This window comes from Pseudomonas sp. FW306-02-D09B (assembly GCF_058782685.1).
Genome location: NZ_JBYSXY010000008.1, coordinates 124,106 through 139,013, shown reverse-complemented (window position 1 = coordinate 139,013; position 14,908 = coordinate 124,106). Strand labels below are relative to the sequence as shown.

At 58.8% G+C, this 14,908-nt stretch carries 12 protein-coding genes; 4 read left to right on the top strand and 8 right to left on the bottom strand.

The annotated features are described in order from the left end of the window. The first annotated feature begins 29 nt into the window (after window positions 1-29). Both AC3WK5_RS15580 and AC3WK5_RS15575 read left to right on the top strand, forming a co-directional pair. Complete coding sequence (locus tag AC3WK5_RS15580; protein WP_103315989.1) at window positions 30-1,352, top strand: purine-cytosine permease family protein; 1,323 nt, start codon at window positions 30-32, stop codon at window positions 1,350-1,352. Between the two features lie 476 nt (window positions 1,353-1,828). Next, window positions 1,829-2,374 carry a DUF2867 domain-containing protein gene (locus AC3WK5_RS15575; protein ID WP_103315987.1) on the top strand — a complete coding sequence of 182 codons (546 nt, stop codon included), beginning with the start codon at window positions 1,829-1,831 and terminating at the stop codon, window positions 2,372-2,374. 584 nt (window positions 2,375-2,958) lie between these two features. Here AC3WK5_RS15575 and AC3WK5_RS15570 read toward each other — a convergent pair. Further along, entirely contained in the window at window positions 2,959-3,819 is an 861-nt protein-coding gene (locus AC3WK5_RS15570) for a CAP domain-containing protein (protein WP_103315985.1), read from the bottom strand. A 354-nt stretch (window positions 3,820-4,173) separates the two neighbouring features. Between AC3WK5_RS15570 and AC3WK5_RS15565 the strand changes: the two genes are divergently transcribed. Continuing rightward, the gene (locus AC3WK5_RS15565) at window positions 4,174-5,079 is read left to right on the top strand and encodes a hypothetical protein (RefSeq protein WP_103315984.1); all 906 of its coding nucleotides are present in this window, start codon (window positions 4,174-4,176) and stop codon (window positions 5,077-5,079) included. A gap of 143 nt (window positions 5,080-5,222) precedes the next feature. Here the strand turns inward: AC3WK5_RS15565 and AC3WK5_RS15560 are convergent, their stop codons facing one another. From AC3WK5_RS15560 to serC, 6 genes are all read right to left on the bottom strand, one after another. Continuing rightward, complete coding sequence (locus AC3WK5_RS15560) at window positions 5,223-6,365, bottom strand: DegT/DnrJ/EryC1/StrS family aminotransferase (RefSeq protein ID WP_103315983.1); 1,143 nt, start codon at window positions 6,363-6,365, stop codon at window positions 5,223-5,225. Window positions 6,366-6,615: 250 nt separating this feature from the next. After that, window positions 6,616-7,881, bottom strand: a complete 1,266-nt coding sequence (glyA, locus tag AC3WK5_RS15555) for a serine hydroxymethyltransferase (protein WP_103315982.1) — start codon at window positions 7,879-7,881, stop codon at window positions 6,616-6,618. 36 nt (window positions 7,882-7,917) lie between these two features. Next, on the bottom strand, window positions 7,918-9,090 hold the full coding sequence (locus AC3WK5_RS15550) for an aspartate aminotransferase family protein (RefSeq protein WP_103315981.1): 1,173 nt from the start codon (window positions 9,088-9,090) through the stop codon (window positions 7,918-7,920). A 53-nt stretch (window positions 9,091-9,143) separates the two neighbouring features. Beyond that, window positions 9,144-9,962 (bottom strand): YggS family pyridoxal phosphate-dependent enzyme, encoded by an 819-nt coding sequence (locus AC3WK5_RS15545; protein WP_103315980.1) that lies wholly within the window; start codon window positions 9,960-9,962, stop codon window positions 9,144-9,146. Next, window positions 9,962-11,212: a benzoate/H(+) symporter BenE family transporter gene (locus AC3WK5_RS15540; protein ID WP_103315979.1), complete on the bottom strand. Its 1,251-nt coding sequence runs from the start codon at window positions 11,210-11,212 to the stop codon at window positions 9,962-9,964. The genes AC3WK5_RS15545 and AC3WK5_RS15540 overlap by 1 nt, the downstream gene beginning before the upstream one ends. 148 nt (window positions 11,213-11,360) lie before the next feature. Beyond that, window positions 11,361-12,443, bottom strand: coding sequence for a 3-phosphoserine/phosphohydroxythreonine transaminase (serC, locus tag AC3WK5_RS15535; protein WP_103315978.1), 1,083 nt, complete (start codon window positions 12,441-12,443; stop codon window positions 11,361-11,363). 133 nt (window positions 12,444-12,576) lie between these two features. Between serC and pdxR the strand changes: the two genes are divergently transcribed. After that, the gene (pdxR, locus tag AC3WK5_RS15530; RefSeq protein WP_103315977.1) at window positions 12,577-14,076 is read left to right on the top strand and encodes a MocR-like pyridoxine biosynthesis transcription factor PdxR; all 1,500 of its coding nucleotides are present in this window, start codon (window positions 12,577-12,579) and stop codon (window positions 14,074-14,076) included. Window positions 14,077-14,260: 184 nt separating this feature from the next. On the opposite strand, the gene AC3WK5_RS15525 is transcribed toward pdxR, so the two are convergent. After that, entirely contained in the window at window positions 14,261-14,665 is a 405-nt protein-coding gene (locus tag AC3WK5_RS15525) for a hypothetical protein (protein ID WP_256585162.1), read from the bottom strand. Window positions 14,666-14,908 lie beyond the last annotated feature (243 nt).

The window sequence follows — 14,908 nt, the reverse complement described above, 5'->3', positions numbered from 1 at the left end:
ACCTTTGACTGGTTTTGGAGTTCACGCATATGGCTGCTTTATCGCAATCGAGTCAAACCGGGCAAGACCCGGCGCATCATCCTGTTCCCACCGAAGCGCGCATGGGTCGACTGTCCCTGACCATGGCCTGGTGGGCCGTGTGCAGTGCGATGTTTTACATCGTGGTGGGTGCTTCATTGGCGTTGTCGTTCGGTGCGCGCAATGCGCTGATCGGCATGGTCCTGTCGGTGATCAGTTATGGACTGGTCAACAGCGTGCTCAGCCGCTTTGCGATTCGCAGCGGTTTGTCGGTGGCGTTGTTTTCACGGCTGTTGTTCGGCAGCACCGGGGCGTGCCTGGCGACGTTGATTTTCTTCTCGACCGCGATCTATTACGCGGTGTTCGAAGGTTCGGTGATCGCCGTCGCGCTCAATCACCTGTACCCGGAACTGGTCTATCCGCTGGCGGCATTGGCGGTGGTGCTCTACAGCGTGCCGATGATCCTGGGCAGCGTGCAGCACTGGCTGGACAAGCTCAACGGCGTGTTGCTGCCGGTGTACCTCGGTGGTTTGCTGGTGGCGGTGGGGCTATCGATCAGCCGTTATGGCTACCAGCCGCAATGGCTGGATTTCGGCCCGGCAAGGCCTAGTGCATTCGGCTGGTGGGATTGTTTTGTCGCCTACATGGGGGTCTGGGTGTTGATGCTGTTCACCTTCGACTATGCGCGTTTCGGCAAGCCTGAAGACGCCGAGTACCACGGTCGCTGGAACTTCGGCATGCCGTTCTACGCGGTGACGTTTCTGCTCAACGGCGCGGCGGGTATTTACCTGGTCAGCAGCATTCCCCACGAAGGCGCGCTGAACGAAGTCTCGGTGGTGATGGCGATTTTGCAGTTGATGGGCCTGTGGGGATTGCTGTTTGTCTGGGCCACGCAAACCCGGATCAACACCGCCAACTATTACTTGGCGACCCTGAACATGCAGGCGTTCTTTGGTCGATTTGGCCTTCGCGGTTCGTACCTGATGTGGGCAGTGGCGGTGGGGGTGATCGTCTACGGCTTGATGCTCGCGGACGTGTTTGCCTACATCCTCAAGGCGTTGGCCTATCAGGGAATTTTCGTGGTGGCCTGGGTGGGTGTGGCGTTGGCGCAGATTGTCTACGGACGTAGTGACGTCGCAGTGCTCGAACGGGTAGTCGCGTTTAACCCTGTGGGCTTGACGGCCTGGTTTGGCGCCACCGCGTTAGGTCTTGCGTTGATGTTTTCCGGCGGCGGACTGAGCAGCTTTTCCGCGCCATCTACCGTGATAGTTGCATTTGCCTTGCAAGCAGGCTTATCCCATCGAAGCCGATTGCAGTTACGGCTGGCAGAGTAGAGTTTTGCAATCACTCATCCCGTACCCGCCTGCTCTAACAAGGTAGAGCGGGCAATGGGAAGCTCATTACGAATTCGCTGATGGGTTTCCAGTGACTGCTTCTGGCCGATTTCTGCCTGCCGCGAAGTACCGTAAACGGCCTGAAGCAGCCGGCGAGTACCAACAAGCGTCGGAGATCAGTGGGGCGTTCGGTTGCGTCTACTAAGCCAGGGGCTATTCAATGCTACGCTTCCTGTGATTCGTACTCGAACCTCATCCAGGGCCAAAAAATGACAGCACTGAGGTTCTTTTTCGTGAAGTACAGATATCGCCTCAAGTCGTCGCTCGATAGCGAGTCCTGGTCCGAAGACACAAGGACGATACGGGCGGATAGCCAAGAAAATGCCAATGACAGTGCTAGGCAAATGCTCCCGCAGGAGATGCCAGATCATGTGGTTGAAATTTTAGACCTCAGAAACGAACCATAGGCCGCATACATGTCAACCGAACACCATCACGCAACATCTGTGTCGCTTCCTCCGGAGTCGGCGATTGCTAAAGCCTACGTATCGATGAATCTCGCCGACGCTTACTCGATCGAGCTTCCCACCGGAGCGTCAACCAATCCCGAATTGTTGGCGAGGTTCATCTTCGCTCACCAAGCGCCTTGGGTCGGCAGCCTCTTGACGGTTCGAGACGCGCTCGTAGCCGGTTTCGGCCTCAAGACAGCTAAGCATCTCGCATCACTGGATGCGGAGAGCGGAGCGGGCCGACTCGGCATCTTTAAGATCTACAGCACAAGTCCAACCGAAGTCGTTCTTGGAGAAGACGACAAGCACCTGGACTTCAGGCTCTCTGTTCTATGTTCCGGTCAGTCGTCGCCGGGAGCTAAACGTCACTTGACTCTGTCGACCGTTGTTCATTGCCACAATCGCTTAGGTCGTCTCTATATTTTTCTCATTGCCCCGTTTCATCGCTTAGTCGTTCAGTCCAATCTTCGTAGTGCGGCACGGATCGGCTGGCCGTCGGCGACGGAGGCGTAAGCCAAAGTCCAAATCATCGTGCGCGGCCAACTGAGGTCTAACCCTTCCCTCAACCCGGACCGCAACCGAAGACTGCCGCTGCGCGGCATAAGGAAAAAGGGGACAGATTTATTTTTCATTGCTGTGTCTAGTCCTGAAATAGGTTCACACCTGTAGGGGCTCGCCTGCGACCCGTGACCGCATTCAAGGCAAAATCCGCTGCGGCATAATGGCGACTGTCATTTATTGCAGGGTTCGCCGATGTTGCTCGTCGTCTTCAAGATTCTGCTGACCATTCCCGTGGCCCGATCGCTACGGCGTGAAGCCAGGCATAACAAAGCTCTGGGCTCGTTTAAAAGCTTTGGCCTTTTCTCAGGGCTAGGGTGGTGTACCGCGCAGATTGTTTCGTTGCTGCCCAACGAACTTGGTTCGCTGGGGGGAGCTATGGCGTTACCGCTGTGGATCGTCCACTGGCGGTTGGTGAGGCGGGTAAACAGGGTGATGACGCTTGCTTGAGCGGTGGCGGATCTAAAAAATGAAAAGGGGGCAGACTTGTTTATCTGTCATCAGCCTCGACGCAATCTGTCCCCTTTTCATTGATTTTCTTATTTCGCGCCGAACAGCATCGTCCAATAGATGCCGTTGTCGCTACGCGAGTTCGCGGCATAGGCCGCGCCGACCTGGGTAAACATCGGGTTCATCAGGATGGCGCAATGCCCGGGGCTGGCCAGCCAGCCTTCCATAGCCTTGTCCGGTGAACGCTGCCCGGCGGCGATGTTCTCTCCGATCTGCCGGCCACCGTAGCCGGCGGCCTTCGCTCGGTCCCACGGCATATCACCGTTGGGGTCCTGGTGCGCGAAGTAATTGTCGTTGGCCATCGCCCGGCTGTGCCCCTGCGCCGCTGTCCCCAGGGCGGCATTCCAGGTCAGCGGCGGTGCAGCGGCGAAGCGCTGTCGACCACACAGGCGCGGTTTCGCCCGTGCCGCGTTGACTTCTGCCAGCAACGTCTTGCCCGCCGCTCGCGGGTCGTCCAGATGCCTATCGAGCAAGGGCCGCGCCAGCACCACCTGCCATTCACTCTCGTCGCGATACACGCCAATATCGGTGAACTGGGTATCGAGCAGGGCCCCACAGTAGCGGCTCTCGAGCATGTCAAAGGCCTCCTCGGCATCTTCAGCGTCGACCAGACGGATAGTCCGCACAGACACCGCCTGATAGCCGGAATCCTTCAACGTCTCCCGCGTAACGCCGCCATAGCCGATCGGCAAGGCCAGGTTCGACTTCAGCGCCAGCGGCGTCAAGGCTCGGACCGTGCGCCCCGCGCAGCGCTGCGGTTGGGCGCGGTAGTCGTTGATGTCCTCCACCAGTTGCCTTTCCTCGCCGGCATGGGCGGGACTGGCGAACAGGGGGAGCAAAGGAATAAGGCAGAGCGAGAAAATGCAGGAGGAGCGAACGGTCTGGCGCATGAGGCGGGCAGCTCTGATGGGATGACGACGGTAATGGCGATAGTGGGCAGAGGAATGACCGCAGAGCGTTTTGCTGTATTGGCTTGCAGATGGATTCCAAGGCTGGGCTAAGACTGTGGGCCTCAACACAAGTTTCACGAGTAAAGGGAGGAATTTATTGTTGGAGTCGTGCGTTGGCTCCTGGCCGTTAACTGCCCGCTGAGAACTGCCATAAGCGCCCCATTCCTGGCTTGAAGGTCGCCTGTTGCTCATGTCCCCAGGACCTGATCCGCGCTTTTTCGCCTCACCTGCCACTTTCGTCACAATCGGCGTGGATCTAAAGTCAGGAGGCGCACCTTCAGGGGACTTCCAGTCATGTACAGCTCGCTTGCCATACCGAGCACCGCTCGCCAATTGCATGACCGGATCTATGCTGGCGAGATCATTCGCTTCACTGACCTGCAGCCCATGACGGCGCTGGTGGAATATACGCGTGCGCTCCTCGAAGACGCGCTGCATCCCTGGTCGCCGCAACAGATCCATCGCCATTTGAGCCACCCTGAGCAGATTGAGCGCTTTGCGAAAATTCAGAACGACTTCGCAGGCTCGGCTGAGGTCCAGCAGCGCTGGCAGGACGTCGTGCAAAGCCTTGGCATCGCCCCCGATACCCTGGCGTGCGATCGCCTGCATTTGCGTTTTCAGCCGCATTGCGAGCCAGAACAGTCGACGCCGCGTGCCCGCACGACGGCCACCATCGCGTTTCACCGCGATACCTGGGGGTCGAATATCTATGCACAAACCAATTGGTGGGCGCCCATCTATCCCATCGCGGCAGGGCGTACCTTCGCCTTGTATCCAGGTCTCTGGCAGCGACCGCTGGGTAATTCGAGCGCAGATTTCGATATGCGCGCCATTTTGCAGCGATCCCATCGAGACGGCCGCAATGCCGTGGATGCCGACGAAGCCATTCCGCATCTGCTGGAAGCGATCGACCCGCAGGAGGGGATTGCCGTCGATATCGCTCCGGGGAGCCTGATCGCTTTTTCCGGGGCTCATGCCCATGCCGGCGTCGGCAATAGCAGCGGGCTGACACGCATCTCTTTCGAGACCCGATCAATACTGATCGCCGACCTGTTGGCGGGATTGGGAGCGCCCAATGTCGATGGTCACGCGCCGTGGAAGACTATTGGACTGTTTCGCCGAATGAGCGATGCGCAACGCCTGAACGAGATCCTTGGCTGCGGCTTTATCGAGCCCTATCTGCGGCCAGCAGAGCCCTGACGCTGGCGCCGGTAGTCGCTTTGGGAAAGACCGGTGTGCTTGCGAAATACATGCCTTTTCGCGTAGTCCGGTGGAATGCTGCGTAAGCGCGCTTCTCCTGGCAACGCGTTGGCATCGCCCACACAAAAAAACTGGCTTGCTGCTCAGTAAGGTTGCAGTACTGCTTTCACTGCTTCCACCGAGCGTTCGACGTCCCTTGTTGTCATGGCATTGAACATCGGCAGCGAAACGATCAGACGGCCAACCCGTTCTGCAATCGGGAACATGCCTTCCTTGAAGCCGCGCGCGCGGTACAAGCTCAATAAGTGAATCGAGGGGTAGTGACAGCCGATGCCGACACCGTGCTTTTGCATCTGCTCCATAAACGTGGCCCGGGCCGGCTTACCGTCCTGACGCTCTGGCAGCACTAGCTGAAACATGTGCCAGTTGCTGTTATCGAAATCGGCGACCGGTAGTTGAGCACCGTATTTCGCTTCGAAATCACTGCCAAGGCACTCGAAATAGTATTTAGCCAACTCTCGACGATGGGCAGTGATCGCCTCGATATGCGCGAACTGGCCCAGGCCGATGGTCGCGGCAATGTCGGTCATATTGTATTTGCCGCCCAGGACATCCACATCCAGACCATCGAAGCCGCTGCGAGTGACACCCTGCAACCGGTGTTTCTCGGCAAGACGTGCCTCTTCGAGATTATTCAGCACCAAGCAACCGCCTTCGGATGAGGTGATGTTCTTGTTGGCTTGGAAGCTGAAGGACACAAAATCACCAAAAGCCCCGATGCGTTCGCCTTTCCAGGACGAGCCCAGCGCTTGGGCAGCATCCTCCACCACCCGCAGGTTGTGTTTTTTCGCCAGCGCATACAAACGATCCATATCCAGCGGCAGACCCGACAGATAGACCGGAATGATCGCCTTGGTCCGTGGTGTGATTGCCGCTTCGACTTGAGCCAGATCGATATTGCGAGTGACTGGATCAACGTCGACAAACACAGGGGTCGCACCCACTTCAATGATCACATTGGCCGTTGCAACCCACGAGATCGGAGTGGTGATGACTTCGTCACCAGCACCGATTCCCGCGATGCGCAAGGCGATCTCCATGGTGCAGGTTCCGGAATTGAACGTCCGTACCGGGCGTCCGCCGAAATAGTCCGAGAGCTGCGCTTCGAATAACTGGACCTTGGGCCCACTGGTAATCCAGCCGGAGCGCAAGACGTCGCCGACGGCTGCGATCGTGGCTTCGTCGATAGCGGGTTTGGTAAACGGCAGGAAGTCTGGATAGTTCATGGTGGTCGTGAAGTCCTTATATATTTGTTGGAGTAATCGACAGCCGGTGAATCAGGAGTTGGCGGGAGCACGTAGACGCTTTCGGTCGCAGCCACGTAGCCGAAGCACTGCAATGTCGGCCATCGGCATCCCGCTAGTGACTCGACAGATTGGTAGCGGGTGCGCCCGGTCGTCCGGGCGCCTTGCCGCGCGCCCGGTTTTTCACCCAACGATGACATCAGCCTGGCGGCGATAGCTCGGGGTAAAAGAATCAACGATAGACAGGATGACGGCGGCAGAGCTCCACCACCTGTTCGCGCACGTGGTGCCCGACCGTCTCGCTGTGGCCGTTTTCCAGGGCGTCCAGTACGTCGCACAACCAGCCCGCCAGTTGTTCGCATTCGAACACGCCGAAACCTCGGGTGGTGATGGCTGGGGTACCGATGCGCAACCCAGAGGTCACGAACGGTGAGCGCGGGTCGTTGGGCACAGAGTTTTTGTTGGCGGTGATGTAGGCGTTGCTCAGGGCCGCATCAGCTTCCTTGCCGGTGTAAGGCCTGTCGGACAGGTCGATTAGCATCATGTGGTTATCGGTGCCACCGGAAACGATCTTGTAACCCCGCCGTTGCAGCACGGCCGCCATGGCCCGGGCGTTGATCACCACTTGCGTCTGATAGGTTTTGAACTCGGGTGCCAGTGCTTCCTTGAAGGCGACGGCCTTGGCGGCGATCTGGTGCATCAGTGGCCCGCCCTGGACACCCGGGAATACCGCAGAGTCGAGCTTTTTGTAGAACGCTTCGTCTTGCCCCTTGGACAAAATCAAGCCACCCCGTGGGCCCCGCAGGGTCTTGTGAGTGGTGCTTGTAACCACGTGGGCGTGCGGCAATGGGTCCGGGTATTCGCCGGCAGCGACCAGACCTGCGACGTGGGCCATGTCGACCCAGAAAATAGCCCCGACCTTGTCGGCAATGGCCCGCATGCGCGCCCAGTCTTTGTACCGGGAGTAGGCAGAAAAACCACCGATCAGCATCTTCGGTCGAGTTTCCAGGGCGATGCGTTCCATCTCGTCGTAGTCGAGAAAGCCCGTCTTTGGGTCAAGGCCATAAGGAACGATCTTGTAATGACGGCCCGAGAAGTTTGAAGGGTTGCCGTGGGTCAGGTGGCCACCTTGGGCCAGGTTCATGCCCATCACTGTGTCACCAGGATTGATCAATGCCAGGAATACCGCGGCGTTCGCCTGGGCACCCGCATGCGGCTGCACGTTGGCGTAGTCGCAGTTGAACAGGGTCTTTACCCGCTCGATGGCCAGGCGCTCGGCCACATCGACATACTCGCAGCCGCTGTAGTAGCGCTTGCCTGGGTAGCCTTCGGCGTATTTGTTGGTGAGCACGGTGCTCTGGATTTTCATGACCAGAGGGCTGGCGTAGTTTTCGGAAGCGATCAGTTCTACGTGGTCTTCCTGACGATGTTCTTCGTTATGAATCGCCTCACACAGCTCGGCGTCGAATGCTTTAAGGGTCAGCGTTGAGTCGTACATAGATGAAGGGGTCCTTGGTTGAGAAAGTAAGCCGGTTTATGACAAGAGCCGAGAGACACGCGCAGCGATGTCGTCGATCTGCGAGTCCTCACAGATCAACGGCGGCAGCAGTCGGAGGGTGGTGCCGCGAGTCACCGTTATCAGCAGGCGTTGTTCGTCCAGCGCCCGGCCGACCAGTTCGGCACACTGACGGTTCAGTTCGATGCCGACCATCAGGCCCAGGCCGCGAATGGAAACGACCTCGCTGTGATTGCCCAGCGCCTCCTGCAGCGCGGCCAGCAGCCGACGGCCAGATGTGGCTGCGCGCTGCGGGATGTGATCGCGCTCCATGATGTCGAGTACGGTGCATCCCACGCGGCAGGCGAGGGGGTTGCCGCCGAAAGTGGAGGCATGATGGCCCGGGGAAAACAGTTCGGCGGCCATGCCTCGTGCCAGGCATGCGCCAACGGGAAAACCATTGCCCAGTGCCTTGGCCAGCGTGATGACATCCGGCACTATCCCCGCGTGTTGGTAGCCAAACCAGGCGCCGGTGCGGCCCATCCCGGTTTGCACTTCATCGACCATCATCAGCCAATCGTGTTCGTCGCACAGTTGCCGCAGGGCCTGTAGATAACCGGCGGACGCCGCATGCACACCGCCTTCACCCTGCACGGGCTCGACCAGTACCGCGACGATGTCGGGTGATTGCGCCGCCACCTTGCGGATCTCCTCGATGTTGTCGTAAGGCACCCGTAGAAAGCCTGGCATCAAGGGCTCAAATCCGCGCTGTACGGCCGGGTTGCCAGTAGCCGCGAGAGTGGCCAGGGTGCGGCCGTGAAAGCTGTTTTCCATCACCAGCACTTGTGGCTGTGCCACGTGCCTGGCGTTGGCGTGCAGTCGGGCCAACTTGAGCGCCGCTTCGTTGGCTTCAGCCCCCGAGTTGCAAAAAAAGGCGCGCTGCATGCCCGATAAGGCGCACAAGCGCTCACTCAATTGCTCCTGCCATTCAATGTGAAACATGTTGGAGGTGTGCAGTAACTGGCCCGCTTGCTCGGCAATGGCGGCGGCAATCTCGGGGTTGGCATGCCCAAGGCTGGTCACCGCCACACCGGCGATTGCATCCAGGTATTCGACCCCGTGCTTGTCCCACAGAGATGCCCCTTGGCCTCGACTGAAGGAGACCGGCTGGCGGGCATAGTTGTGCATGAGGTACGAGGGGGCAGAGGACATCGAAGGGCTTCCTGTAAAGGGTGAATCAAGATGTTAGGTGTTGTCAGCGGCGACTAATCATCACTTCCCGGACGGACATCCGCGGTCGGCCAGTAGTAGGCGTCAGGCATGGCTCGTGCGCCGAAGATGGCCTGACCGACACGCACCACGGTCGCCCCCTCTTCAATGGCGACTTCGAAATCGCCGGACATGCCCATGGACAGTTCCTCTAGCCCGACGCCCGCCGGGGCGTGCTGGCGCAGGCGCTCGCGCAGTTCGCGCAACCGTACAAAGCAAGGGCGGACACGGGCAACGTCGGCCGAAAACAGCGCCAGCGTCATCAGCCCGCGCACCCGTAACGCCGAGAACGCCGGCAGGGCGTACAAGAAGTCCGCGACGGCTTCGGGCGCCAGGCCGTATTTGCTGACTTCGCCGGAGGTATTGACCTGGACGAACACATCCAGTTGGCGCCCCTCGATTTGCAGGCGACGATCCAGAGCCTCGGCCACTCGCAGGCTGTCCAACGCCTGAAATTCACTGGCAAAACGCGCCACCTGCTTGGCCTTGTTGGTTTGCAGGTGGCCGATGACCGACCATTGCAGGTCGGCCAGATCGGTCATGGCCTGCCATTTGCGCTGCGCTTCCTGCACCTTGTTCTCACCCAGTAGCCGGCAGCCGGCGGCGTAGGCCAGACGCAGATGAGCTTCGTCAAAGGTTTTGCTGACCGGCAGCAGGCGCACACTCGCCGGATCACGTCCGACCCGCTGACAGGCATTGGCGATACGCTGCTGCACGGCTGCCAGGTTGCGACGAAAGTCCTCGACGCTGGTGGCCCGTGGGTAACGGCCGTGGCGCTCGTGCAGGGTGGCGGTTTCTTCCAGTTGATCGAACATCAGTGGGTGGCTCCTTTGGTCGTCACAACATCGTCGGCCGCCGGAATGACCACCGCCTCGCGACGCGGCAAGCGGCCATTGAGTAAGGCGTAGGCCGCCAGACCGATCAGCAACCCCCAGAACGCCCCACCGATTCCCAGCAAGGTGATGTTCGCGGCGGACGCCAGAAAGGTGATCAGCGAGGCTTCGCGGGATGTGACGTCAGCCATGGCGCTGGCCAGGCTGGCGCCGATAGTGCCGAGCAGGGCCAGCCCGGCCAGCGTCGTAATGAAGGTGGCCGGGAGGGCCATGAACACTGCGGCGAGGGTCACCCCGAAAATCCCGACGAGGATGTAGAACACGCCCGCGGCAACCCCGGCGATCCAGCGCTTGGACGGATCCTCCGAGGCTTCCTTGCCGGTGCAGATGGCCGCCGTGATGGCGGCGACATTGAAGGCGTGAGAACCGAAAGGTGCCATCAGCAAGGAGCCCAGCCCTGTGACAGTCAGGATAGGGTTGGCGCTGGTCCTGAAGCCATCGTTGCGCAGCACCAGCATGCCCGGCATGTACTGGCCGGTGAGTGTGATCAGAAATAGCGGCAGCGCCACGCTGAGCAATGCATTGATCGAGAATTCGGGCCGGGTAAATACCGGTGCCGCGAATTGCAGCGCCGGCCCGGAAAGATCCACACGGCCCTGCGTTAGAAGAAACGCCAGCCCCAGCACCAGAATGCCCACCACCGCGTAGCGTGCGGTAAAGCGCTTGAACACAACGTAAGCGGCAGTCAGCAACCCGACCAACACTGGATCAATACTCATGCCACCAAACGCGCCGATACCGAACTGCAGCAGGATACCGGCCAGCAGGCCCGCAGCCACGCCCGGCGGAATCAGGCGGATGACTTTTTCGAAGCAGCCGGACAAACCCAGCAGCACGAAGGCGGCGGCCGAAATGATGTACGCACCCACTGCCTCGACATAGGGCGTGGTGGACAGCGCGACGACCAGAAAGGCTGCGGCGGGTGTCGACCAGGCGGTAATAATCGGCTCACGGCTCACCCAGCTGAGAAACAGCCCGGTAATACCCACGCCAATCGACACCGACCATACCCAAGATGCCGTCAGCTCGGGGCTGAGCCCGGCGACTTTGGCGGCCTGAAAGACCAGGATGAACGTGCCGCCATAGTTGACGATGACTGAAATCAGCCCGGCGACAATCGGATGTATAAGGTCGCCTGGACGTAGGGCCGTCGGGGATGCTGAAGAAGACATGATTGCTTTGCTCCTTGCAAAACGAGGTGTTTGGCCTCGGGTGAGGGGGGATTTATAACGCTGAAATGGCATGTTTTGCCCCCGCACTTTTTCGTGGAGGACCAGACCACTTACCGGACCGCCTGCTGTGACTGACGCGATCCCTGCCTCAGCCGTGCACGCGGACAAAACCCTTCATGAAGTCGGTCAATGCCTCGACTGCCTCTAGCGTGACCGCGTTGTAGAGGCTGGCTCGTATCCCGCCGACCGAGGCGTGGCCCTTTAGCCCGTTGAGCCCGGCCTGTTCGGCCAGTTGCACAAAAGTCTTTTCCAGCGCCGCATCGGCGAGCACGAACGGCACGTTATTGATCGAACGAAACGGCGCTTGCACGCTGTTGCGGTAAAACCCGTCACTGTCGTCGATGGTGCGATACAGCAACGCGGCCTTGGCCTGGTTAAGCCGGTGAAGGGCTTCGAGGCCGCCGCGGCGCTTAATCCATTTGAGCGTCAGGCCGGTGAGGTACCAAGGAAAGGTCGCCGGGGTGTTGAGCATCGACTGAGCGTCGGTGATGCGCGCGTAATTGAGGATGTCAGGGGTGAACGCCTGCGCGCCATCCAGCAACGCCGGGTCAACGATGACCACTGTCAGCCCGGCCACTCCCATGTTCTTTTGCGCTGCGGCATACACAAGGCCATGTTTGGCCACGTCAATCGGCTTGGAAAGCAGACTTGAACAGGCATCGCACACCAAAGGCGCCAAGCCATCAGGCGCGTCGACGAATTGCACGCCGTGTACGGTTTCGTTCTCGGTGTAGTGCAGGTAGGCGGCGTTCGGGTTGAGCTTCCAGTCCGAGACGTCGGGGATACGATCAAAGCCAGACTCTTTGCCGCTGGCGACGATGCGAACGTCGCAGTAGCGCCGGGCGGCTTCAATGGCTTTGCCTGACCAGAGGCCGGTATGCAGATAATCGGCCGTGCGTTTATTGCCCAACAGGTTCATCGGCACCTGGGCAAACTGCAGCGAGGCGCCTCCTTGCAGGAAGAGCACCTTGTACTCGCTGGGTACCTGCAGAATGTCCCGCAGGTCGCGTTCGGTCTGGTAGGCAACCTCCATGAATACTTCGCAGCGATGGCTGATCTCCATCACTGACATGCCCGTGCCTGCGAAGTCAAAAAACTCCTCGTGCGCCTGGGTAAGTACTTCCATCGGCAACGCCGTCGGGCCTGCGCTGAAGTTGTGTGACCTGGCCATAGCTGAGTAATCCCTGTGCAAAATCGCTCGCAACACGCGTGCTCACCACGCACAAAGGCAGTGGTGAGGAGTGAATTCTACGGATAGACTGGCCTGCCTTTGCAGGCCAATTTATTAAAGTAAGGCAGACCACATGGCGAAAGCGTTCGAGCTGGAAACGCTGAAAATGCGCCTCAACGATGCTGAGTTTCAATTGCTGGATCTGCACCAACGGATTCAGCGTGCACTGCGTGAGCTGATCCTCAATGGCGCTCTTGACCCCGGTTTGAAGCTGCCTGCGACTCGGGTGTTGGCCAAGTCACTCGGGATTGCCCGTGACACCGTGGAGAACGCCTATGTGCAACTGCACCGGGACGGTTTTATCGTGCGGCGCGGGGGGGCCGGCAGTTATGTCTGCGAAACGGTGGGCACCGAATTGCGAGGCGCGGCACGCCGCCGCATCAAGGCGCAAGAGGTCAAAAGCAGCCAGGCGGTACCAGGGGCGGGCTTGAGCCAGCGCGGGCGGATGATCTTCGACAGTGGTGGTGTAAACGATCAGCAGGTGATCAAGGCATTTGCGACCGGCCTGCCGGAAACCCGCACTTTCCCCACCGATGTCTGGGAGCGCCTGCAACGCCAGGTCATGAAGGACTATCGCGCCAATGTGCTGTTGCATGGCGACCCGCAAGGAGCCGAGCCGCTGCGCAAAGCGATTGCCACCTACTTGAACCTCGAGCGCGGGGCCAAATGCTCCCCTGACCAGATCATGGTGTTGAGCAGCACTCGCCAGGCCCTTTTTCTGTGTGCGCAGCTGTTGGTGGATGTCGGCAAACCGATCCTGCTGGAAAACCCGGGTTACTATGGCGCCAAGAAGGCCTTTGAAACCGCCGAGACCAAGGTTCTGCCCATCGATGTCGATGAACTGGGCATACGCACCGACCTGCTGTACGCCGACCGCAGCGGCGCCAATTGCGTCTATGTCACACCGTCTCATCAATACCCCACCGGCGCGACCTTGCCGCTGGAGCGTCGTCTTGAGTTGATCAACTGGGCAGCGCAGAAGGGCAAGTGGGTCATCGAAGATGACTACGACAGCGAGTTTCACTACGACGGGCAGCCGACCGCCTGTGTACAGGGCCTGGACAAGTACCAGCGTACGCTCTACATCGGCACCTTCAGCAAGACCCTCTACCCAGGGTTGCGAATGGGCTATATGGTACTGCCCCACGAGTTGATCAAAGCCTTCACCTACGCGCGCAGCATGATGGACGGCCACACGCCACAAATCCTGCAACTGACCCTGGCGCGCTTCATGGAGGACGGCCATTACAACGCCCATGTCCGGGCCATGCGCAAGCTGTATGCCGGGCGCCGTTGCGTCATGCTTGACGCAATCGGCAAGCATTTGGACGGCATCGTTACCGCCTTGCGCCCTCCCGGCGGACTACAAATTCCCTGCCTGCTGCACGATGGCTGGTCTGAGGAAAAAACCATCCGCCAAGCGGCCAGCGCGGGCGTACAGCTTTCCGGCCTGAGCCGGTTGTACGCCGGCGAGGAGAAGAAACAAGGCTGGCTATTGGGTTATTCGTCGTTGACCGCTTATGAAATCGAAGCGGCCATGCTGCGCCTGGCCAATGCACTGAAAACCCGGTAGTGATGACGTGGGCGAACGGCACCGGCGACGGATAGGCGCCACCGGCAACCAGGCCGGCCAGATGATTCTCGGATTTATTTTTTATTGCGATCGAGACAGGTGACAGAGAAATAAATCTATCCCCTTTTTATAAGATCTGTCCCGTCCTGAATAAGGTTTACACCTATTTCAGGACTAGACAACATCAAGGGGCTGCATCATTGATCAGTTCGTGCCAGACGATCTTCGCCTCCTCATTCGACGTAAATACTTGTATTTTCGGACTCCAAAATTGCCCCTCATTAACGATGCATTCCAGCGTAGAGTCTTGGAATGTAAAGGCATAGTGGACGGCATCTTTCAGGAATCGTTCTTTATCATGTCTTGGATGAATGGCGTTTCTTTGCTCAAGCTCCGCAACCCAGGGCGAATTATCTATACGATGAACTTGGTAATGCTTGAGGCCGAGCCCGATTAGCGGATGGCCTCCCAGAGCCTCATCGTTTGGTGAGCCAAATTGAAATTTTTTGACTAGCGGAAAATGGATTACAGTAATTTCCTCGCCAGCCGTGCAGTACCGCAAAAACAACTGTGTTTCTGTGGCGAACACGATGGGTTCGGGCGATGTACTTGGCTGTGGCCAAGAGTTGAGTAGCACTACGGTCGCTAATGACATAGGGAAGCCTAGTGAAAAACAGGAACCAAAAATGAGGCGATAACACGCTAGCAAAGCGTTGTAGCCGATATTAGCTGTCCGAGGCAACTGCAATCACAAAAGAATAAATAGGGAAAGACTTATTTGTCTGTCATCAGCCTCGGCACAATGAAAAATAGATCTGTCCACTTTTCATTG

Bases quoted from the DNA above. Each gene is read 5' to 3' on its own strand.
- AC3WK5_RS15580 (WP_103315989.1), top strand. From the start codon at position 30: ATGGCTGCTTTATCGCAATCGAGTCAAACCGGGCAAGACCCGGCGCAT.
- AC3WK5_RS15575 (WP_103315987.1), top strand. From the start codon at position 1,829: ATGTCAACCGAACACCATCACGCAACATCTGTGTCGCTTCCTCCGGAG.
- AC3WK5_RS15570 (WP_103315985.1), bottom strand. From the start codon at position 3,819: ATGCGCCAGACCGTTCGCTCCTCCTGCATTTTCTCGCTCTGCCTTATT.
- AC3WK5_RS15565 (WP_103315984.1), top strand. From the start codon at position 4,174: ATGTACAGCTCGCTTGCCATACCGAGCACCGCTCGCCAATTGCATGAC.
- AC3WK5_RS15560 (WP_103315983.1), bottom strand. From the start codon at position 6,365: ATGAACTATCCAGACTTCCTGCCGTTTACCAAACCCGCTATCGACGAA.
- glyA (WP_103315982.1), bottom strand. From the start codon at position 7,881: ATGTACGACTCAACGCTGACCCTTAAAGCATTCGACGCCGAGCTGTGT.
- AC3WK5_RS15550 (WP_103315981.1), bottom strand. From the start codon at position 9,090: ATGTCCTCTGCCCCCTCGTACCTCATGCACAACTATGCCCGCCAGCCG.
- AC3WK5_RS15545 (WP_103315980.1), bottom strand. From the start codon at position 9,962: ATGTTCGATCAACTGGAAGAAACCGCCACCCTGCACGAGCGCCACGGC.
- AC3WK5_RS15540 (WP_103315979.1), bottom strand. From the start codon at position 11,212: ATGTCTTCTTCAGCATCCCCGACGGCCCTACGTCCAGGCGACCTTATA.
- serC (WP_103315978.1), bottom strand. From the start codon at position 12,443: ATGGCCAGGTCACACAACTTCAGCGCAGGCCCGACGGCGTTGCCGATG.
- pdxR (WP_103315977.1), top strand. From the start codon at position 12,577: ATGGCGAAAGCGTTCGAGCTGGAAACGCTGAAAATGCGCCTCAACGAT.